This is a genomic window from Actinomadura kijaniata NBRC 14229 (genome assembly GCF_001552175.1).
Lineage (GTDB): Bacteria > Actinomycetota > Actinomycetes > Streptosporangiales > Streptosporangiaceae > Spirillospora > Spirillospora kijaniata.
The window spans coordinates 23,455-43,465 of the sequence record NZ_BCQR01000040.1 but is presented as its reverse complement, the minus strand read 5'-3'; the positions used below and the strand labels follow the sequence as shown (position 1 = coordinate 43,465).

At 73.7% G+C, this 20,011-nt stretch carries 21 protein-coding genes and 1 pseudogene; 10 read left to right on the top strand and 12 right to left on the bottom strand.

The window, feature by feature from the left end; translation table 11 throughout:
* Positions 1 to 24: 24 nt before the first annotated feature.
* Positions 25 to 1,200, bottom strand: a pseudogene (gene rho, locus AKI01S_RS14410) (transcription termination factor Rho); the annotation flags it as partial.
* Between the two features lie 448 nt (positions 1,201 to 1,648).
* On the opposite strand from rho, the gene AKI01S_RS14405 reads away from it, so the two are divergent.
* Positions 1,649 to 2,416, top strand: a complete 768-nt coding sequence (locus AKI01S_RS14405; protein WP_067816517.1) for an enoyl-CoA hydratase/isomerase family protein — start codon at positions 1,649 to 1,651, stop codon at positions 2,414 to 2,416.
* Here AKI01S_RS14405 and AKI01S_RS14400 read toward each other — a convergent pair.
* Positions 2,397 to 3,125: a hypothetical protein gene (locus AKI01S_RS14400; protein WP_067816513.1), complete on the bottom strand. Its 729-nt coding sequence runs from the start codon at positions 3,123 to 3,125 to the stop codon at positions 2,397 to 2,399. The genes AKI01S_RS14405 and AKI01S_RS14400 overlap by 20 nt on opposite strands.
* A gap of 86 nt (positions 3,126 to 3,211) precedes the next feature.
* Here AKI01S_RS14400 and merB point away from each other — a divergent pair, with 86 nt between their 5' ends.
* On the top strand, positions 3,212 to 3,877 hold the full coding sequence (merB, locus tag AKI01S_RS14395; RefSeq protein WP_067816510.1) for an organomercurial lyase: 666 nt from the start codon (positions 3,212 to 3,214) through the stop codon (positions 3,875 to 3,877).
* Here the strand turns inward: merB and AKI01S_RS14390 are convergent.
* The 5 genes from AKI01S_RS14390 to AKI01S_RS14370 form a co-directional block, all read right to left on the bottom strand.
* Complete coding sequence (locus AKI01S_RS14390; RefSeq protein ID WP_067816507.1) at positions 3,864 to 4,511, bottom strand: LuxR C-terminal-related transcriptional regulator; 648 nt, start codon at positions 4,509 to 4,511, stop codon at positions 3,864 to 3,866. The two genes, merB and AKI01S_RS14390, sit on opposite strands and share 14 nt — an antisense overlap.
* Positions 4,484 to 5,779 (bottom strand): sensor histidine kinase, encoded by a 1,296-nt coding sequence (locus AKI01S_RS14385; RefSeq protein WP_067816504.1) that lies wholly within the window; start codon positions 5,777 to 5,779, stop codon positions 4,484 to 4,486. The genes AKI01S_RS14390 and AKI01S_RS14385 overlap by 28 nt, the downstream gene beginning before the upstream one ends.
* A gap of 119 nt (positions 5,780 to 5,898) precedes the next feature.
* A complete protein-coding gene (locus AKI01S_RS14380; protein ID WP_067816501.1) occupies positions 5,899 to 6,204 on the bottom strand; it encodes a hypothetical protein in 306 nt (101 codons plus the stop codon).
* Positions 6,205 to 6,430: 226 nt separating this feature from the next.
* A complete protein-coding gene (locus AKI01S_RS14375; RefSeq protein ID WP_067816498.1) occupies positions 6,431 to 6,835 on the bottom strand; it encodes an SSI family serine proteinase inhibitor in 405 nt (134 codons plus the stop codon).
* A gap of 240 nt (positions 6,836 to 7,075) precedes the next feature.
* Positions 7,076 to 7,675, bottom strand: coding sequence for a TetR/AcrR family transcriptional regulator (locus tag AKI01S_RS14370; RefSeq protein WP_067816496.1), 600 nt, complete (start codon positions 7,673 to 7,675; stop codon positions 7,076 to 7,078).
* A gap of 67 nt (positions 7,676 to 7,742) precedes the next feature.
* Between AKI01S_RS14370 and AKI01S_RS14365 the strand changes: the two genes are divergently transcribed.
* Positions 7,743 to 8,372: a hypothetical protein gene (locus AKI01S_RS14365; RefSeq protein ID WP_067816493.1), complete on the top strand. Its 630-nt coding sequence runs from the start codon at positions 7,743 to 7,745 to the stop codon at positions 8,370 to 8,372.
* A gap of 176 nt (positions 8,373 to 8,548) precedes the next feature.
* Here the strand turns inward: AKI01S_RS14365 and AKI01S_RS14360 are convergent, their stop codons facing one another.
* Positions 8,549 to 9,058: a DM13 domain-containing protein gene (locus AKI01S_RS14360; protein WP_067816490.1), complete on the bottom strand. Its 510-nt coding sequence runs from the start codon at positions 9,056 to 9,058 to the stop codon at positions 8,549 to 8,551.
* Between the two features lie 190 nt (positions 9,059 to 9,248).
* Between AKI01S_RS14360 and AKI01S_RS14355 the strand changes: the two genes are divergently transcribed.
* Together AKI01S_RS14355 and mca are read left to right on the top strand one after the other, a co-directional pair.
* Positions 9,249 to 10,610: a DHA2 family efflux MFS transporter permease subunit gene (locus AKI01S_RS14355; protein WP_218009677.1), complete on the top strand. Its 1,362-nt coding sequence runs from the start codon at positions 9,249 to 9,251 to the stop codon at positions 10,608 to 10,610.
* Positions 10,607 to 11,458: a mycothiol conjugate amidase Mca gene (gene mca / locus AKI01S_RS14350; protein WP_067816487.1), complete on the top strand. Its 852-nt coding sequence runs from the start codon at positions 10,607 to 10,609 to the stop codon at positions 11,456 to 11,458. Before AKI01S_RS14355 ends, mca begins: the two co-directional genes overlap by 4 nt.
* Here the strand turns inward: mca and AKI01S_RS14345 are convergent.
* Positions 11,455 to 12,294, bottom strand: coding sequence for a polysaccharide deacetylase family protein (locus AKI01S_RS14345; protein WP_245681626.1), 840 nt, complete (start codon positions 12,292 to 12,294; stop codon positions 11,455 to 11,457). The two genes, mca and AKI01S_RS14345, sit on opposite strands and share 4 nt — an antisense overlap.
* A gap of 84 nt (positions 12,295 to 12,378) precedes the next feature.
* On the opposite strand from AKI01S_RS14345, the gene AKI01S_RS14340 reads away from it, so the two are divergent.
* Entirely contained in the window at positions 12,379 to 13,131 is a 753-nt protein-coding gene (locus AKI01S_RS14340) for an ABC transporter permease (RefSeq protein ID WP_067816481.1), read from the top strand.
* A 52-nt stretch (positions 13,132 to 13,183) separates the two neighbouring features.
* Positions 13,184 to 13,417 (top strand): EF-hand domain-containing protein, encoded by a 234-nt coding sequence (locus AKI01S_RS14335; protein ID WP_067816477.1) that lies wholly within the window; start codon positions 13,184 to 13,186, stop codon positions 13,415 to 13,417.
* A gap of 42 nt (positions 13,418 to 13,459) precedes the next feature.
* Here the strand turns inward: AKI01S_RS14335 and AKI01S_RS14330 are convergent, their stop codons facing one another.
* From AKI01S_RS14330 to AKI01S_RS14320, 3 genes are read right to left on the bottom strand one after another with little or no spacing between them, the layout of a single operon-like run.
* Entirely contained in the window at positions 13,460 to 13,864 is a 405-nt protein-coding gene (locus AKI01S_RS14330; RefSeq protein WP_067816474.1) for a RidA family protein, read from the bottom strand.
* On the bottom strand, positions 13,861 to 14,619 hold the full coding sequence (locus tag AKI01S_RS14325) for an IclR family transcriptional regulator (protein ID WP_067816471.1): 759 nt from the start codon (positions 14,617 to 14,619) through the stop codon (positions 13,861 to 13,863). The genes AKI01S_RS14330 and AKI01S_RS14325 overlap by 4 nt, the downstream gene beginning before the upstream one ends.
* A complete protein-coding gene (locus AKI01S_RS14320) occupies positions 14,616 to 15,578 on the bottom strand; it encodes a sugar kinase (protein WP_083999566.1) in 963 nt (320 codons plus the stop codon). Before AKI01S_RS14320 ends, AKI01S_RS14325 begins: the two co-directional genes overlap by 4 nt.
* Before the next feature lie 123 nt (positions 15,579 to 15,701).
* Between AKI01S_RS14320 and AKI01S_RS14315 the strand changes: the two genes are divergently transcribed.
* From AKI01S_RS14315 to AKI01S_RS14305, 3 genes are read left to right on the top strand one after another with little or no spacing between them, the layout of a single operon-like run.
* Complete coding sequence (locus tag AKI01S_RS14315; RefSeq protein ID WP_245681625.1) at positions 15,702 to 16,946, top strand: alanine racemase; 1,245 nt, start codon at positions 15,702 to 15,704, stop codon at positions 16,944 to 16,946.
* The gene (locus AKI01S_RS14310; RefSeq protein ID WP_067816464.1) at positions 16,946 to 18,535 is read left to right on the top strand and encodes an N-acyl-D-amino-acid deacylase family protein; all 1,590 of its coding nucleotides are present in this window, start codon (positions 16,946 to 16,948) and stop codon (positions 18,533 to 18,535) included. Before AKI01S_RS14315 ends, AKI01S_RS14310 begins: the two co-directional genes overlap by 1 nt.
* A 23-nt stretch (positions 18,536 to 18,558) precedes the next feature.
* Positions 18,559 to 19,962: a GntP family permease gene (locus tag AKI01S_RS14305; RefSeq protein WP_067816461.1), complete on the top strand. Its 1,404-nt coding sequence runs from the start codon at positions 18,559 to 18,561 to the stop codon at positions 19,960 to 19,962.
* Positions 19,963 to 20,011 lie beyond the last annotated feature (49 nt).

Here is a 20,011-nt window from a genome sequence, read left to right as displayed (position 1 = left end):
TCCGCGCCCCGCGGGGCGGCGGTCCTAGTCGTTCGCGGCGGTCTGCTGCACCTTGAGCAGGAACTCGGCGTTGGAGGAGGTCCCCTTCATCCGCTCCAGGAGCTGCTCCACGGCCTGCTGCCTCTCCATGCCCGACAGGGCGCGGCGCAGCCGCCAGTTCAGGGCGAGCTCCTCGGGGGCCATCATGAGCTCCTCGCGGCGGGTGCCGGACTGCTCGATGTCGACGGCGGGGAACACACGCCGGTCGGCCAGGCCCCGGTCGAGCTTGAGCTCCATGTTGCCGGTGCCCTTGAACTCCTCGAAGAAGACGTCGTCCATGCGGGAGCCGGTGTCCACCAGCGCGGTGGCGAGGATCGTGAGGGAGCCGCCGTTCTCGATGTTGCGGGCGGCGCCGAAGAACTTCTTGGGCGGGTAGATCGCGGTGGTGGCGACACCGCCGGCCAGGATGCGGCTGTTGGACGGCGCGGCCAGGTTGTAGGCGCGGCCCAGCCGGGTGATGGAGTCCAGCAGGATGACCACGTCGTGGCCCTGCTCGACCAGGCGCTTGGCACGCTCGACGGCCAGCTCGGCGAGCTGGGTGTGCTCCTCGGCGGGCCGGTCGAACGTCGAGTGGATCACCTCGCCGCGGATGGTCCGCTGCATGTCGGTGACCTCCTCGGGCCGCTCGTCGATGAGCACGACCATGAGGTGGACCTCGGGGTTGTTCAGGGAGATCGCGTTGGCCAGGGCCTGGAGCACCATGGTCTTGCCGACCTTGGGCGGCGACACGATCAGCCCGCGCTGGCCCTTGCCGATCGGGGCGACCAGGTCGATCACGCGGGTGGCCAGCGGCCCGGTGTCCAGCCGCAGCCGCTCGTCCGGGAACAGCGGGGTGAGCTTGCCGAACTCGGGACGGCCGGCGGCCTGCGCGGGCGGGAGGCCGTTGACGGTCTCGACGGACTGCAGCGCGCCGAACTTCTCCCGTCCGGAGTGGGGCGCGCGGTAGGTCCCGACGACGACGTCGCCGGGGCGCAGGTGGTGGCTCTTCACCTGCGACAGGGACACGTACACGTCGTCGGGGCCGGGCAGGTAGCCCTGGGTCCGCACGAACGCGTGCTTGTCCTGGATGGTCAGCACCCCCGAGAACGGGAGCACGACCTCGTCGACCGGCGGCTGGGCCGGGGCGGCCTTGCGCGTGCGGCGCTCGGTGCGGTTCTGCCTGGGCACCTGCGCGGGAAGGGTCTGCCCGGTGGAGGCGACCGGTCGTTCGACGGTGGGTGCGGTCAAGGGGAGTCCTTTCTGGCGTACGCCGGAACGGCTTCACGGCGTGTGCGCGAGGGGAATGAGAAGAAAGCAGCTCGGTTCACCGGGCTGTCGTCGGCTCCCTTGGTGCGAGGCCCGGAACGACGGTCGGTCGCTTCGGGCGCGGACGAATGGGGAACACGCGGATCACCGGGCGCTCAGATGGCCCGTGCGGGGAAAGATGCACGTCTTCGCCGTCTCTCCCGACGGAGAACGAAGGCGCTACCACGACAGTACAGCACACGACCGCCGAAAAGCATTCCCCGCACCCTGGCGATTCGTCCGGGGAATGCCGCTCCGTACGATTGCGACGCCCGGTGGGAGGGGCCGCCGGCAGGCCGCCGGAGGGGCCGTCGAAGGGGGAGAGATGACCGTCGAGCTGCGCCGGACCGTCGCCGACGGGGTCGGAACGATCACCATCGACCGGCCCGCCAAGCGCAACGCGATGACCGCGGCCATGTGGCGGGCGCTGCCGGAGATCCTGGCGGGGTTCGCCGCCGACCCGGCCGTGCGGGTCGTGGTGCTGACCGGCGCGGGCGGCAACTTCTGCGCCGGGGCCGACATCGGCGAGCTCGCCGACATCAACCGGCCGGGCGACGGGCACCTGTCCACGGCCGCCGAGGAGGCCCTGGCCGCGTTCCCCAAGCCGACGATCGCGGCGATCGAGGGGTTCTGCGTGGGTGGCGGCTGCCAGCTCGCGGCCGCCTGCGACCTGCGGTTCGCCGCCGACGACGCCCGGTTCGGGATCACCCCGGCGCGGCTCGGGATCGTCTACCCGCTGTCGGCGACGGCCCGGATCGTCCGGCTCGTCGGCCCGTCCGCCGCCAAGTACCTGCTGTACTCGGCCGACCTGGTCGACGCCGCGCACGCGCTGCGCATCGGCCTGCTCGACGAGCTGCTGCCCGCCGGCCGCCTGCACGCGCGGGTCGCGGAGTTCGCCGCGACGCTCACGACGCGTTCGCTGCTGACCCAGCGGGCGACGAAGGAGCTGGTGGACGCGCTGGCGGCGGGCGTCCCGGCGGAGGAGAAGGCGGCCCGCTGGGTGGCGGAGATGGCGGCGGGCCCGGACCTGCCGGAGGGCGTGGCGGCGTTCCTGGAACGCCGCCGGCCGACGTTCACCTGGACGTCTCCCTGACCTCGCAGTAGCGGCCGTCGGGGAGCCCGCGCAGCCGCTCCGGGCCGGGCTCGTCGTCGCCGTGCTGGCGCAGCTCGGCGAGCGTGAGCACCCCGCACGCCAGCGAGCCGGGCGTGCGGACGAGGACCAGCGGGCCGAGCCGCGCGCCGCCCGCCTCCGCCGTCCGCAGCGCCGCCAGCAGCGCCCGCGCGTCCTCGCACCCGGCGTCGGGTCCGGCGTCCGGCCCGTTCCGCAGGGCGCGCACCAGCTCGAAGAAGTCGCGTTCCAGCGCGCGCGGGCTGCGTCCCGACAGGAAGAACCGCGTCCGCCCGTCCTCGGGAACGGCCAGCTCCACGCGCAGCCCGAGGTTCCCGGCGAACCGCCGGTAGGCGCGCTCGACCTCGGCTCCCCCGGTCACCGTGCCCGTCACCACGTCCACGGGGTCGGCCCCGAGCGACTCGGCGGCGGCCTGCGCGAGCCGCCCGGCCAGGTGCGCCCGCACCTCGGCGAGCTCGGCCTCCAGCCGCGCGATCGCCTCCCGGTGCCCGGCCAGCCGCCGGTTGACCTCGGGGACCATCCGCTCGTTGATCTGCGCGACCAGGGAGTCGACGCGCTCGTCCAGCCGCGCCGCCTCGTCCGGGGCGTCCGCCGTCCGCCGCCGTCCGCCGAACCCCAGATACAGTTCCAGGCCGACGACCACCAGGCACAACACCACGAGGATCACCGTCATAGCGCCCTCCAACGGGCTCTCGCCGTGACGATAATTCAACATCTGGCGGCCCCGATAGCCCGAAACTCCGAAGAAGTGAGAAGAGCGTGACCAGCGATCACGAATCCCTCCGCCTGTTCGTCTACCGTTCGCTGGCCAGCACCGGCCGAGCGCCGTCGCCGGAGGAGCTGACGGCCCGCTTCGGCCCCGGCGCCCGCGCGGCCCTGCGCGCGCTGCACGACGCCCGCCACCTGGTGCTCGACGCCGACGACGACGTCCTCATGGCGCACCCGTTCGCCACGATTCCGCTCGGCTTCGCCGTGATGGGCGCCCGCACGCTGTGGTGGGGCGGCTGCGCGTGGGACTCGTTCGCGCTCCCGCACCTGCTGCCCGACGAACCCGAGGTGCTGGTCTCCACCCGCTGCCCCGCCTGCGGCGCCCCGCACGCCTGGAACGTCACCCGCGACGCGCCGCCGCCCGGCGACCAGGTCGCGCACTTCCTCGTCCCGGTCGCGCGCATGTGGGACGACGTCGTCCGCACCTGCGGCAACCAGCGCCTCTTCTGCGGCGAGGCGTGCGTGACGGCCTGGCTGGACCGCACCGGCGACGACCGGGGGTATGTGATGGACCTGCCGACCCTGTGGCGGCTGGCCCGGCGCTGGTACGACGGGCGTCTCGACCGCGGCTACACCCGCCGCGAACCGGCCGCGGCCGCCGCCTACTTCCGCGAGGTCGGGCTGGCGGGGCCGTTCTGGGGGCTCAGCGGGCGTTGAGGTGGGCCAGGACCGCCAGGACGCGGCGGTTGTCGTCGTCGGAGACCGCCAGGTCCAGCTTGGCGAAGATGTTCGCGGTGTGCTTGGTGACGGCGCGTTCGGTGATGACGAGCTGCTGGGCGATGGCGGCGTTGGACCGGCCCTGCGCCATCAGCTCCAGCACCTCGGTCTCGCGCGGGGTGAGGCGGCCGAGCGGCTCGTCGCGGGCGCCCCGCGCCACCAGCCGCGAGATCACCTCGGGGTCCATGGCGGTGCCGCCCGCCGCGACCCGCCGGACCGCGTCCACGAACTGCGCGGCGTCGAAGACCCGGTCCTTCAGCAGGTAGCCGACGCCGCCGGTGCCGTCGGCCAGCAGCTCGCGGGCGTAGAGCTGCTCGACGTACTGCGACAGCACCAGCACCGGCAGGCCCGGGACGCGGCGGCGCGCCTCCAGCGCGGCCTGCAACCCCTCGTCGGTGAACGACGGCGGCAGCCGCACGTCGACCACCGCCACGTCCGGGCGGTGCTCGACCAGCGCCCGCAGCAGGGACGGGCCGTTGTCGACGGCGGCGGCGATCGTGAAGTCGTGCGACTCCAGCAGGCTGACCAGGCCCTCGCGCAGCAGCGCTAGATCTTCGGCGAGGACGACGCGCACGGCAGCTCCAGGGTGACGACGGTCGGCCCGCCGATGGGGGAGGTGAGGGCGAGCACGCCGTCGAATGTAGCGATCCGGCGTTCGACGCCGCGCAGCCCGGTGCCGCCTTCGGGCGTCGCGCCGCCGTGCCCGTCGTCGGTCACGGTGGCCCGCAGCGTCCCGTCGGCGTGCCGCAGGTCGATCCAGACGCGGCGGGCGCCGGAGTGCTTGGCGGCGTTGGTGAGCAGCTCCGCGACGGCGAAGTAGGCGGCCGACTCGACCGGGGCGGGCAGCCGTCCGGGCAGGTCGGCCGACACCTCGACGTCCAGCGGGTGGTCCAGCGCGAGCGCCCGGACCGCGTCGCCGAGGCCCCGGTCGGCCAGCACCGGCGGGTGGATGCCGCGCACCAGGTCGCGCAGCTCGCTCAGCGCCCGCGCCGACGACTCGCGGGTCTGGGCGAGCAGGGCGCGGGCGCGGGCCGGGTCCTTCTCCAGCAGGTGCTCGATCGCGCCGAGGCTCATGCCCACCGCGACCAGCCGGGCCTGCGCGCCGTCGTGCAGGTCGCGTTCGATGCGGCGCAGCTCGGCGGCCGAGGTGTCCACCGCCTCGGCGCGGGTCTCGGTCAGGTGCGCGACGCGCAGCGCCAGCCGCGACCTCTCGGTGGGGCCGAGCAGCGTGGCGACCCACCGCCCGTGGACGCGCAGCAGGGACGGCCCCGACAGGAACCCGGCAACGAGGAACGCCGTCGCCACCGCGAGCGTCTGGGCCACCTGGAAGGGGCTGCCGTAGCCGGACTCGATGTGGACGAACGTGTACCAGTCGTTGAAGCCGTGCTGCACGAGCTCCTGGGCGAGCCCGTTCGCGAGGATCCAGCCCCACAGCCCGTACAGGATGAGCAGCGCCGGGAGCTGGGCGGTGAACAGCACCACGACGGGCTCGGCGAGCATCCACACGAGGTCGCGCCAGGTGGCGGGGTCGGCCATCAGCCGCGCGAACCGGTTCCACCGCCCCTCCGCGCCGTCGGGCGCGGGCAGGTAGGGGCGTTCGACGCGCTGACCGGACCACCGGAAGGCCAGGTCGCGGTAGGTGTCGAGCAGTCCGCGCGCCACCCCGACCACCACCGGGACCAGCAGGATGCCGAGCCCGACGCCGACGAGCGACAGGGAGAGCGACAGGGCGCACAGCAGCAGGATCGTGGGCGTCGCCAGCAGCCCGATCTGGAATCCCCGCCATGGCGCCCTGACGCGCTCCCGCCACCAGGTGCCCTTGTCCGCGACCTCACCGTTCACCGTCTTCTCCGTACCTCGCCCGACCGACGAGGTCCAGTCTCGCGGGCGGACCGGACGCGCGCACGGGGCCTGGAACGCGGCCGGGGGTGCACCTGGGTACACCCCCGGCGCGCGGTCGGTCAGCCCGGCCGCTCGGCCAGCGCGGCGAGCCGCATCACCGCGGGCATCCAGTCCCGCGGCACCCGGTGGCAGCGCGTCGCACGCCATCCGTCATAGGAGAGCGTGTAGGTGAAATGGTCGGGGATGTCGCATCCCTCGGCGGACGAGGCGGTCGTGGTGATGCGGTCGAGCGCCCGCCGCAGCTCGCCGACCTCGACCGGGGCGAGCTCGAACGTCCCGCCGCGCGTGACGACCGTGCCCGTGTGGTCCACGGTGACCCGGTCGCTCACCCCGGCGAAACCGCCGGTCCTCTCGTAGACGACCATTGTCGGGATGGTTCCCGGAACGGTCGCTCCGGTCGTGGAGACGGCCGCGACGAAACTCGCGACTATCGTGCTGCTGAGATGCATGCCGAAATTCGTCTTCCTTTTGCGGGGTGTTTTTGGGCATGCGTCGGCCGCTTGGGAAATTGGAAAGCGATTTCATCGGCCGCCGTCGCGCGTTGTGCAGCGGCGACGCGCGGCCGGGCGGGGAAACGGCCGGACGCGGTCGTCAGAACGCGAACAGCGCGCCCCCGGTGCCGCGCACGGCGGCGCACCGGTTGGGGTAGACCCGGTCGAAGTGGCGGGGCGCGCCGCGCCAGTGGCCGTCGGCGGTGACCCGGACCGGCCGGTACTCCAGCGTGCAGGGACCGGGCTGCTCGGCGAGGTCGCCGATCCGGCCGGAGACCTTTCTTAGCTGGTCACAGGCGTTCTCGGCGACGGGGTGCGCGCCGCCGTCCGGCCCGCACCACAAGGTGGCGGAGCGTTCGGGGGCCGCCTCGCCGACCGGGGTGACCATGAGCAGGTAGGCCCCCTCCGGCCCGGCCGGGCGCGGGTCGGCGGCGGCCGGGACGGCCGTGAGGGGAACGAGTGCGGCGGCCGTGACGGCCCACCGAACGGCGCGTGACACAGACATATGACCTCCTGTTTCGCCTGCCGCGGTGCAGCGGCTTTCGGCGCGGGGGTGCCGCCGATGTGCGACGGCCGGCCCCGCGATGGAGAACGCGGTTCCATTCCCGCCCGGGTTTCGGCGCGGGGACTTCCGCGGTCTTGACTTTAGGAGACCCTAAGTCGCCTCACAACCCCAAAGTGAACACTTTTCACAAGGAATTAGGTTGAGAGTTCAAGGAGACTTGACCCTTTGTGAAAAGCCCTGCTAACGAGAAGTTGACGCACCGGGTCGGTCCAGTGTCAGCTCGGCCACATGGGCGCGGACGACCTCGCGCATCCGTTGCGGGGTGGTCTCGTCCGGGCGCGTGGCGGCGTGGATCGCCAGGCCGTCGACGAGCGCGTGCAGGCGTTCGGTCTCGCGTTCGACGTCGCGGTCCGGGGCGAGCGCGGCGACCAGCGCGCGGCAGCCGTCGCGCAGCGCGCGGTAGCCCTCGTCGCGCAGCGCGCGCAGCTCCGGGTCCACCAGGGAGCGGGCGGTGAACGCGATCCACACCTCGTTCTCGGCGGCGCGCTCGGCGTCCAGGGGCAGCAGCTCGGCCAGCACCGCCTCGGCGCGGCGGCGCGGGTCGGGCTCGTCGGGGAGGGCGGCGATGCGCGCCTCGATCCGTTCGGTGACGGTGCGCAGGGTGAACGCCAGCAGCTCGGCCTGGCTGGTGAAGTAGTGCCGCAGCGAGCCCATCGACAGGCCGGCCTCGCGGGCGACGTTGCGGACCGACGCCTGGTCGAGGCCGTCGCGCCGCACCACGCGCCAGACGGCCTCTGCCAGCTCGCGGCGGCGTTCCTCGGGATCCACGACCTTGGGCATGGCTTTTTATAGCACGGTCGTGTTACGTTCCTTTTGTAGCACAGTCGTACTAAATAAGGAGGACGGGATGCGCGTCCTACGGTTCGCGGCGGCGGTCCCGCTGCTGCTCGCCGGCTCCGGCTCCGCCGTGGCGGCGGCCGCGCAGGCCGGATCGGACGGCTGGTTCGCCACCCCCGAGTACCGCTTCGCCACGCCCACCGCCGCGTTGAAGACCGACGAGATCCAGGTCGGCGCGGACGAGGCGCACGCGGCCGACCCCAGGCCCGACGTGGGAGAGGTCGCGCGCGTGCGGATCACGGTGCGGCCCGCCGCCGACGTGCCGGTGTTCGTCGGCGTCGGGCCCAGGGCGGAGGTCGAGGAGTACCTGCGCGGCGGAGCGCACGAGGAGTTCGTGTCGGCGAGGCTGCGGCCGTTCCGGACGACGTTCCGGAAGGCGGCCGGCGCGCCCCGCCTCCCCGCGCCGGCCGGCCGTGGCTTCTGGGTCGCGACCTCGGCCGGGCCCGGCACGCGGGTGCTGGAGTGGGACAAGACCTCGGGGGCCTGGTCCGTCGTGGTGATGCGCCTGGACGGCGGCCCCGGCGTGGACGTCCGCACGTCGATCGGCCTGCGCTTCGGCTTCCTGCTCCCGGTCGGCGCCGGGGCCCTGGCCGCCGGAACGCTCCTGCTGGTCCTCGCCCTGCGCCCCCGCCGCGTCTAGGCCGTGTTTCAAAGCCCTGGCCCACGGCGCTCGCCCCGGGGGCTCGCGCCTTACCAGGCCTTGGCGAGCGCGGCATCGCTTCGCGATCTGACCTGCGGGCCCTTGCCTTCGGCGTCGGGCCCGCAGGTCAGGTAACGCGCTCGCGTGCGTGGCTGAGGCTCACTTTGAAACAGGCCCTAGGCGCGCAGCGCCGCCGCGCCGAACGACACGCCGAACCGCTTGCACCAGATGCTCACGCTGGTCAGCCTCGCCAGGTCGGCGCCGGCGGGGACGGCGTAGTTCTGGTCGCCCTTGTTGCCCTTGAGCCTGCCGAGCTCGACGTGCCTGCCCTCGGCGAACGCGAACCATCCGGCGCGCCCCTCCCTGACCGGCTGGTCCGACAGCCACACGCGCAGGTCGGGCCCGTCGGAGGTGTCCAGCCCCTCGATCCGCAGCACGCGCCCGCCGTCCGGCAGCCGCACGACGCTGGCCCGGCCCCTGGTGGCGTGCTCGTGGGAGACGAACGTCCCGCTCGCCACCACCTGGGGCGCGCCGCTCGCGGTCGCGACGGCGGCGGGCGCGCCCTCGTGCACGGTCCGGTCGAAGAACAGCCGCCACGGCTGCGTGAGGTACAGCCCCACGGCTCCGGCCAGCACGAACGCCACCAGTCCGACCCGCACCCAGGTCCTGCGCAGCAACCTGCCCATCACGTCCTCCTCAGCTCCGGCCGACTACCGCCAGTCCACCAGCCCCAACTGCGAAAAGTCCTTACGGAGCCGTGACGGCGGGCGGCGCGGGCGGTCACACGCCCGCCACGATGTGTCGAGCATAAATTTATGTTTGACATATTACATTGAACGATCATAAATTTGGGCCCGACCTAAGAAGGGAGGTCGGGTGACCGTCACCGCGAAACTGGACGCGCCCCTGCTGCGGACGGCGTTCGTGCTGGTCCTGGGGCCGGTGCTGGCGCTGCTCGACACCACGATCGTCGGGGTGGGGACCGGCGCGATCGCCCGCGACCTGAACGCCCCGCTCGCCGGGGTCCGGTGGGTGTCCGCCGGATACCTTCTCGCCATCGCCGTCGTGATGCCCCTGTCCGGCTGGGCCGCTGAACGCTTCGGCGCGCGCCGCGCCTGGATCGCCTCGGTCGCGCTGTTCGTCACCGGGTCGGCGCTGTGCGGGCTGGCCTGGTCGGTGGAGAGCCTGGTCGCGTTCCGGGTGCTCCAGGGGCTCGGCGGCGGGCTGATCCAGCCGCTCGGGCAGTCGATCCTGGTCCGGGCCGCCGGGCCGGAACGCCTCGGCCGGACCATCGCCGTCACGCTGCTGCCGATCACGTTCGCGCCCGTGCTGGGGCCCGTCGCCGGCGGCGTGCTGGTGGAGCACCTCGACTGGCGCTGGATGTTCCTGGTGAACGTCCCGATCGGCGCGGCCACGCTGCTGCTGGCCGTCCGCCACCTGCCCCGCGACGACCGCACCGGGAACGGCGCCCGCCTCGACGCGCGGGGGCTGGCCCTGCTGTCGCCGGGACTGGCCGCGCTCGTCTACGGCCTCTCCGAGGCCGGGACGGCGGGGTCCGGCGGACGCGTGACCGTCGCGCTGGCGGCCGGGGCCGCGCTGCTCGCCGGGTACGCGGCGCACGCGTCGCGCACCGCGACGCCGCTGATCGATCTGCGGCTGTTCGCGCGGCGCGAGTTCGCGGTCGCGACCGCCAACTCGTTCCTCCAGGGCGCGACGCTCTACAGCTCCATGCTGCTGCTTCCGCTCTACTACCAGCACGTTCACCACGCGGACGCGTTCGACGCCGGGCTGCTGCTCGCTCCGCAGGCGCTCGGCACGGCCGTCGCCACGCTCGCCGCGGGACGGCTCGCCGACCGGACCGGGCCGCGCGCGCTGGTCCTCACCGGCGTCGTGCTCACCCTCGCCGGAACGGTCGTGTTCACCCGGGACGCGCCGTCCTGGCTGCTGGTCGCCGCGCTGGTCGTGCGGGGCGTCGGGCTCGGCGTCGCGACCGTGCCCGGCATGGCCGCGGTCTACGCGTCCGTCGACCGCGCCCTGGTCCCGCGCGCGGCGGGCGCGGTCAACGCCCTCAACCGCGTCGGCGGCTCCCTCGGCACGGCCGTGCTGGCGGTCGTCCTCCAGGAGCGCCTGAACGCCCGGCCCGCCCCGGCCGCGTTCGCCGGCGCCTTCTGGTGGGCCGTCGGGCTGTCCGCGCTCACCCTGCTCCCCGCGTTCCTCTACCCGAAGGGAAACTCATGACGTTGCGCCTGCTCAGCGTGCACGCCCACCCCGACGACGAGTCCAGCAAGGGCGCGGCGACGCTCGCCCGGTACGCCGCCGAGGGCGTGGACGTCATGGTCGCGACCTGCACCGGCGGCGAGCGCGGCGACATCCTCAACCCCGCCATGGACCGGCCGGAAGTCCGCGCGGACCTGGCCGCCGTCCGCCGCGCGGAGATGGAGGCGGCCCGCGCGGTCCTCGGCGTCCGGCAGCGCTTCCTCGGCTTCGCCGACTCCGGCCTGCCGGGCCCCGGCGAGCCGCTCCCGGACGGCTGCTTCGCGGTCCGGCCCCTCGGCGAGGCCGCCCGCCCGCTGGTCGCGCTGATCCGCGGGTTCCGCCCGCACGTCGTCGTCACCTACGACGAGACCGGCGGCTACCCGCACCCCGACCACGTCCGGACGCACGAGGTGACGGTGGAGGCGTTCGGCGCGGCCCCCGACCCCGCCCGCTACCCCGGAACGGGCGAGCCATGGCGGCCGCTCAAGCTCTACTACCAGGCGGCGCTGTCCCGCGCGTGGTTCCAGGCGATGCACGACGCGATGACCGAACGCGGCATCGACTCGCGGATGGGGCCCGTCCTCGCCGGGTGGCCCGACACGGCGCCCGCCCCGGAGGTCACGACCCGCGTCCCGTGCGCTGAGTACTTCGAGGTCCGCGACCGGGCACTGCTCGCGCACGCCACCCAGGTCGATCCGGACGCCGGGTTCATGGCGCACCCCCGCGACGTGGAACGCGAGGTCTGGCCGACCGAGGACTACCACCTGGCCCGCACCGCGGTCCCCACGTCCCTCCCGGAGGACGACCTGTTCGCGGGCGTGCGCCCCTAGAGCGCGGTGAACACCAGGCCCTTGCGCTTCAGGCGGGGGATGGCCTGGTCCAGCGCGGCGAGCGTCTGGGAGCGTTCGCCGCCCCCGTCGTGGCACAGCAGGATGTTGCCCGCCTGGCTGCCGACGAGCGTGCGGCGGATCGCCCCGACGCCCGGCCGCTCCCAGTCGCGCGGGTCGACCGCCCAGTCGATCGGCAGCATCCCGTGCTCGGCGATCGTCTCGTAGACGCGCTTGGACCAGCCGCCGCCGGGCGCGCGGAAGAACGTCGGCACGACCCCCGTCACGTCGGCGATCTTGTGGTGCGCCTGGACGATCTCCTTCTTCACCACCCTGGCCGACACGCCCGACAGGATCGGGTGGGTCATGGTGTGGTTGCACACCTGGTGGCCGTGGTCGGCGATACGCCGCGCGATCCTGGGGAACTCGTCGACCTGCTGGCCGATGATGAAGAACGTGGCCTTGACGTCGTGCTCGTCCAGGATGTCCAGCACCCGCGGCGTCCACAGCGGGTGCGGCCCGTCGTCGATGGTCAGCGCGATCGTCCTGGGCGGCGGCGGGGGGACCAGTTCCGTCAGGTTGCGGATCGGGGTCTTCGTCGCCGTCAGCTTCTCGGTCGTCCAGGGCGACGGCCGGGGCTTGGGCACGGGTTTCGGTGTCGGCGTCGGGGTGGGGACCGGCGCCGCGCCGGGGGTGCCGGGGTTCGGCGGTGTCCGCACCGCCGCCGACGACGAGTGCCGTGCGCCGTCCGCGCCCAGCGCGACCAGCCCGGCGGCACCCATCAACCACAATGCTGTGCGGCGGGACGGCCCGCGCGCCTCCAGTTCCGCTTCCGCCACAGGGGACACGTTAGCGGGCTTTCAGGCGATCTACGGCTTTTATAGAGGTCCAAATCGGGCGATCTTGGTATCAAAGGGAGTCTCATGAACGCGGCACCGGCCATCGGGCCCCCGCTGGCGGTGGTGTTGGTCCTGCTGACGGCGGCGGGAGCCGTCCTGGTGCGGCTCGGCGGGCTGCGGCTGTCCCGCGAGATCGCCGTCGCCTCGGCGCGCGCCACGGCGCAGCTCGCGGTGGTCTCGCTGCTGATCGCGGCGGTGCTGCGGCACGCGGGCTGGACGGCGCTGTTCGTCGTCGGGATGGTGACGGTCGCCGCCGCGACCTCGGCCCGGCGCGTCACCGGGACGTCCCGCGCGGCCCCGTGGACGGCGGTCCCGATCGCCGTCGGCGCGGCCCCGGTCCTGGCGCTGCTGCTGGTCTCGACGCTGGTGCCGCCGCGGCCGGTCGCGATCCTGCCGCTGGCGGGCATCCTGATCGGCGGCGCGATGACCGCGACGGCGCTGACCGGCCGCCACGGCCTGGACGAGCTGCGCAAGCGCAGGGGGGAGTACGAGGGCGGCCTGGCGCTCGGGCTGCCGCCGCGCGACGCGGCGCTGGAGGTGTGCCGCGACTCGGCGCGGCTGGCGCTGGTCCCGGCCCTGGACCAGACGCGGACGGTCGGCCTGGTGACGCTGCCGGGCGCGTTCGTGGGGGTGCTGCTGGGCGGCGCGGACCCCCTCCAGGCGGGCGCGACCCAGCTGCTCGTCCTGATCGGCCTGCTGGTGGCCGAGCCGATCGCCGCGCTGCTCACGCTGTGGCTCGTCGCCACCGGCAGGCTGGCCGACCGCCGGACCCCTTAGGCTGCGATCGTCACCGGTCCGTCAACAGGCGAAGCGAAGGAACCCCCTGCCCATGAGCCAGGACAGCGCCCTCACCGAAGCGGAACTTCGCGAGGCGTTCGACGAGCGCGACCTCAACCGCGACGGCTACATCAGCCGCGACGAGCTGCGTCGCCACCTTCTCATCCAGGGCAGGGAGCTGACCCTGGCCCAGCTGGACGAGCGCATCGCGCGGGCCGACACCGACGGCGACGGCCGGATCTCCTTCGAGGACTTCGTCAAGGCCCACGAGTCCCTGGAGGCCTGACCGGCCCCGGGTCCGGGACGCGCGCCCCGGACCCGGTGGGCGTCAGCCGACGGCGGCCAGCGCGTCGATCTCGACGAGCATCGACTCGTGCGGCAGCTCCACGAAGACCGTGGTGCGGCTCGGGAACACGCCGCTCGGGCAGTTCTCCTTCACGAACTCCTCGTACGCCTCGTTCATCGCCGGGAAGTCCTCCCGCTTGGTGAGGTACACCCGCAGCATCAGCACGTCCTCGAAGGACGCGCCGCCCGCCAGCACCACCGCCTTGACGTTGGCGAGGGTGCGGGTGGTCTGCGCCTTCACGTCGCCGGGGTACAGGAACTCGCCGGTCGCCGGGTCCTGAGGGCCCTGCCCGGACACCTGCAACAGGGGGCCCTTGCGGACGCCCTGCGAGAACGCCCAGGCGGGGGTGGGCGCGCCGTCGGTGCGGATCTGGGTCTTGTCGCTCATTCGGAGTCCTCCCGGGGGATGTGGCCGCAGTCGGCGGAGATGGCGCGGGTCGTGGCCCGCAGTTCGGGGAGCAGGCCGAGGACCTGCTCGCGGTTGAGCACCACGTCCGGAACCGAGATCGACGCCGCCGCCACCACGCGGCCGGAGGCGTCGCGGACCGGCGCGGCGACGCAGCGGATGAACGTCTCGTGCTCGGCGTCGTCCATCGCGTACCCCTGCTCGGCGACGCGGTCGAGCTCGGCCAGCAGGGCCTGCGGGGTGGCCAGCGTGTGCTCGGTGAAGCGGACGTAGTCGATCCCGGCGGCGACGGCGCGGCGGCGTTCGGGCGGCAGGTCCGCCAGCAGCACCTTGGCGATGGCGGTGGCGTGCAGCGGCATCGCCAGGCCGATCCGCGAGTACATGCGGATCGAGTGCCGCGAGTCGTACTTGTCCAGGTAGACGACGTCGCCACCGTCGAGCACGCCGAGGTGCACGGTCTGGCCGGTCGTCTCGTTGAGCCGGGCCAGGTGCGGGGCGGCGATGCCGCGGATCCCGTGCTGGTCCAGCGCCGCGCCCGACAGCGCGAACAGCCGCGACCCGAGGTGGAAGCGGTGGGCGTCGTCGCGGCGCACGAAGCGCTCGGACTCCAGCGTGCGCAGCAGCCGCAGCACGGTCGTCTTGTGCACGCCGAGCGCGGCGGCCAGCTCGTCCAGCGACCGCGGCCCCTCGCCGAGCTCGGCCAGGATGCCGAGCCCGCGCGCCAGGCTCTGGCTCATGGCGTCCCCCCGATCACCGTCGCCGCCCACTCCGCGGGCGGGGCGTCCAGCAGCGCGGCGACGCGGCCGGGAGGCGGCGGCGCCCCGTGGTCGCCGGGGACCGCCAGGGTCGAGGCCGCCATCAGGTGGCCCAGGCGCAGCCGTCGCCGCTGGTCGTATCCGCGCAGCGTACCGGCCAGGTACCCGGCGGCGAACGCGTCCCCCGCCCCCACGTGGTCGACGATCTCCACGCGCAACGCGGGCTCGGTGTGCGCCCCCTCCGGGGTCACCACGGTGACCTGGTGCCCGGCGTCCTTGACCACCAGCGCGCGCGGTCCGGGCAGCAGCTTCCGCAACTTGCGCGGGGCGCCGGTGCCGAACACCTCGGCGGCCTCGTCCGCGCCCAGCAGCACGAGGTCGGCGGCGTTCAGCAGGTCGCCCAGCACGCCGGGGTCGCGGCCCCGCCACAGCGCCGGGCGCCAGTTGAGGTCGAAGCTCAGCAGCCCGGTCCGGGGCCGCCGCACCAGCTCGGTCACGAACGCCATCGCGTCGTCCGACAGCGCCGGGGTGATCCCCGACAGGTGGACCAGGGCCGCGTCCCGCAGCGCCGCGGCCTCCAGCATCCCGGGGTCGAGCGCCGACCCGGCCGAGCCGTCGCGGTAGTAGTGCAGGACGCTGCCGTCCGGCCCGGTCTCCTTCACGTACAGCCCCGTCGGCCGCTCCGGGTCCACGACCACGTGCGAGGTGTCGACGCCGCCGGCGGCCAGCTCCCGGACGATCCGCCGCCCGAAGCCGTCGTCGCCGACGCGTCCCAGCCACGCCGCCGGGACGCCGAGCGCCGCCAGGCCGCGCGCCACGTTCGCCTCCGCGCCGCCGACCGACGACCGGAACCCCGGCACGTCCTCCAGCGGGCCGGGCCGGTCGGGCAGCAGCGCGGCCATCGTCTCGCCCACGCAGACCGCCCGTGGCGTGCCTTCCATGTTCACGACCCCTCCCGCCGGGAACGCTTCCGCCCATTGACCGGCGGGTAAGCGAGATGTTACAACCACCTAAGCGCATAGCGCAATGAGCGTTGCAGTGTGTGCAACGGAGGAGGTGGAGTGGTGACGGGTATCAACGCCGACGCGGTCGAGGCGCTCCGCGGCGAGACGCTCGACTGGCGGTTCAAGGCGATCCCGCCGAACGGGCACGGCGCGACGGTCGCCGAGTACCTGGAGCGGCGGCCCGCGCTCGCCGACCTCGGCACCCCGCTGCTGACGCTCGACGCGGGCGCGCTCCACCACAACCTGGCCGTCATGGCCGACTGGGCGGACCGGGCCGGCGTCCTGCTCGCCCCGCACGGCAAGACCACGATGGCCCCAGCCCTGTGGAAGCGGCAGCTCGACGCCGGGGCCTGGGGCATCACCCTGGCGAACCTGCCGCAGCTGCGCGTCGCCCGCGCGTTCGGCGTCCGGCGGCTGATGCTCGCCAACGCCGCCGTCGACGAGGCCGGGCTCGCCTGGATCGCCGGGGAGCTGGACCACGACCCCGACTTCTCGTTCGTGTCCTGGGCGGACTCGGTCCGCACCGTCGAGCTCATGGACCGGGCCCTGCGCACCGCCCGCGCCCAGCGCGTCCTGGACGTCTGCGTCGAGCTCGGCGGCGAGCACGGCCGCACCGGGGCCCGCACCGAGGACGAGGCGCTGGCCGTCGCCGAGGCCGTCCGCAGGGCCCCGACCCTCAACCTGGTCGGTGTCGCGGGCTACGAGGGCGCGTTCGCCCACGACGCCACCGCCGGCTCCCTGAAGACCGTGGACGCCTACCTGCACCGGCTGGCCGCGCTGTTCGCCCGGCTCGACTACGACACCGACGAGCCGATCGTCACCGCGGGCGGCTCGTCCTTCTTCGACCAGGTCGCGCACGTCCTGAAGGACACCGGCGGCCGGGTGGTGCTGCGGTCGGGCGCGTACGTCATCCACGACGACGGCTTCTACAAGCAGATCTCCCCGCTCGGGCGGGGCGCGGGCGTCGCGCTCGCCTCGGCCATGCACGGCTGGGCCCGCGTGGTCTCCCGCCCCGAACCGCGCCTGGCGCTGCTGGACGCGGGCAAGCGCGACCTGCCGTTCGACGAGGACATGCCCGTCCCGCAGGCGGTGCGCGGCCGGGACCTGCCGGACGGCCTGCGCGTGACCGCGATGAACGACCAGCACACCTTCCTCGAAGGCGAGGGCGTCGAGGTCGGCGACGTGCTGCGCCTCGGCCTGTCCCACCCCTGCACCGCGCTCGACAAGTGGTCGCTGCTGCCGGTCCTCGACGACGCCGACTCCCCGGAACCGGTCGTCGTCGACCTGGTCAGGACGTGGTTCTGATGACCGACCTGGTGATCCGGAACGCCCTCGTCCTCGACGGCACCGGCGCCCCCGGGCACGTCGCCGACGTCGCCGTCACCGGCGGCCGGATCGCGGAGGTCGGTTCCGGCCTGTCCGGCCGCCGCGTCCTCGACGCCGCCGGACTCGCCCTCGCCCCCGGATTCGTCGACATGCACGCCCACTCCGACCTGGCGCTGCTGGCCGAGCCCGACCACCTCGCCAAGGTCGCCCAGGGCGTCACCTGCGAGGTCATCGGGCAGGACGGCCTGTCCTACGCGCCCGTGGACGACGACACCCTCGCCGCCGTCCGCCAGACCATCGCGGGCTGGAACGGCGACCCGCCCGGCTTCGACTGGAACTGGCGCGGCGTCGGCGAGTACCTCGACCGCCTCGACGAGGGCATCGCCGTCAACGCCTGCTACCTCGTCCCGCAGGGCACCGTCCGCATGCTCGTCATGGGCTGGGAGGACCGCCCGCCCACCGAGGCCGAGCTGGACCGCCAGCGCGACCTAGTCGCCACCGGCATGCGCGAGGGCGCGGTCGGCATGTCCAGCGGCCTCACCTACGTCCCCGGCATGTACGCGGACGACGCCGAACTGGTCGAGCTGTGCCGCGTCGTCGCCTCCCTCGGCGGCTTCCACGCCCCCCACCACCGCTCCTACGGGGCCGGGGCGCTGGAGGCCTACGCCGAGATGGTCGAGGTGTCCCGGCGCTCCGGCTGCCCCCTCCACCTGGCCCACGCCACCATGAACTTCGGCGTCAACAAGGGCCGCGCCCCCGAGCTCCTCGCCCTCCTCGACCGGGCCCTCGACGAGGGCTGCGACATCACCCTCGACACCTACCCCTACCTGCCGGGCGCGACGACGCTCGCCGCGCTGCTGCCGAGCTGGGCGTCCGAGGGCGGCCCCGCCGCGACCCTGCGCCGCCTCACCGACCCCGTGGCCCGCGAACGCATCCGCCACGTCATGGAGGTCGAGGGCTCCGACGGCTGCCACGGCGTCCCCGCCGAGTGGGAGACCATCGAGATCGCGGGCTCCCCGGACCCCGCCGTCGTCGGCCGCACGATCGCCGAGCTGGCCGCCGCGTCGGGCCGCCCGCCGTTCGACGTCTACTGCGACCGCCTCGTCGCCGACGCCCTCGCCACCACGATCCTCCAGCACGTCGGGCACGAGGAGAACGTCCAGGCGATCATGCGGCATCCGGCGCACACCGGCGGCAGCGACGGCCTGCTCGCCCCCGCCAAGCCGCACCCGCGCGCGTTCGGGACGTTCCCGCGCTACCTCGGCCACTACACCCGCGACCTGGGCGTCCTGTCACTGGAGGAGTGCGTCGCGCACCTCACCGGCCGCCCCGCGCGCCGCCTGAGGCTGCGCGACCGCGGCCTGGTCCGGCCCGGGTACCACGCCGACCTGGTCCTGTTCGACCCGGCGGGCGTCCGCGACACCGCGACGTTCGACGACCCGCGCCGCACCCCCGACGGCATCCCGCATGTGTTCGTGGGCGGCACCGCCGTCATCGCGGACGGACGACACACCGGAGCGCTCCCCGGCCGCGCGCTGCGCCGCGCCCCGGACGGCACCACCCGCTGAAACCCCACCCCCGAAGGACGCCCATGATCAACTGGTTGCAGCACGAGACGGGCGGGCTGCTGGTGCTCTGCGCCGCCGCCATCGCGGTGCTGCTGTTCCTCATCATCAAGGTCAAGCTGGAACCGTTCATCTCCCTGCTGGTCTCCGGCCTGCTGCTGGCGCTGGCCGCCGGGCTCAGCGTCAACCAGATCGTCGGCACCGCCCTCAGCGCCAAGAACTCGATCCTGGAGACCGGGTTCGGCGGCATCCTCGGCCACATCGCCCCGATCATCGGGCTCGGCACGATCCTCGGCGCGATCCTGGAGGCGTCCGGCGGGGCCGACGTCCTCACCCGCCGCCTGCTGGGGATCTTCGGGGAGCGCGGCGCGCCGTTCGCGATGGGCCTGGCGGGCCTCATCTTCGGCATCCCCGTCTTCTTCGACATCGGCATCTTCGTGCTGGCGCCGCTGGTCTACATCACCGCCCGGCGCGGTGGACGCTCGCTCGTGCTGTACGCGATGCCGCTGCTGGCGGGCCTGTCGATGACGCACGCGTTCCTGCCGCCGCACCCCGGCCCGGTCGCCGCCGCCGGGCTGCTCCAGGTCTCCCTCGGCTGGCTGATCATCATGGGGCTGGTCTGCGGCATCCCGGCGTTCCTGGTCGCGGGCGTCGCCTGGGGCGCGTGGATCGGCAAGCGCGTCAACGTCGGAGTCCCCGAGGACTACATCGTCGCCGAACGCGAGCGCGCCGAGAACGGCGAGCAGACCCCCGAGCGTCCCGACCCGTCGCTCACCCTCGTCCTGCTCATCATCGCCGTCCCGCTCGTCCTGATCCTGCTGGCCACCTTCGGCACCGTCTGGTGGAAGGACAGCGCCGCGCTGCCCGTCCTCACCTTCCTCGGCAACCCGGCCGTCGCGCTGACGATCGCGGTGCTGATGGCGTTCTACCTGCTCGGCATCCGCCGCGGCGTGCCCGCCGCCGAGCTGTCCGACCTCGCCACCAAGTCGCTGCGGCCGGTCGGCATGATCCTGCTGGTGGTCGGCGCGGGCGCGTTCTTCGGCGCGGTCATCTCCGCCACCGGCGTCGGCAAGGCCCTGGCCGGGACCCTCTCCGACGCGGGCCTGCCGGTCATCGTCCTCGCCTACCTGATCAGCTGCGGCCTCCGCCTCGCCCAGGGCTCGGCGACCGTCGCGATCGTCACCACCGGCGGCATCGTCGCGCCCCTGCTCCAGGGCCAGGACCACTCCCAGGCCCACATCGCCCTGATCGCCGTCGCCATCTCCGCGGGCTCGATCATCGCCTCGCACGTCAACGACGGCGGATTCTGGATCGTGTCCCGCTACTTCAACATGAGCGTCCGCGACACCCTGAAGACCTGGACCGTCCTGGAGACGATCTTGTCGATCGTCGGCTTCGCCGCCGCGGGAACGCTCAGCATCTTCATCTGACGCCCTCCGGAGCCCACGCCGCCTCCTTACCCCGGCGTGGGCTCCGGCC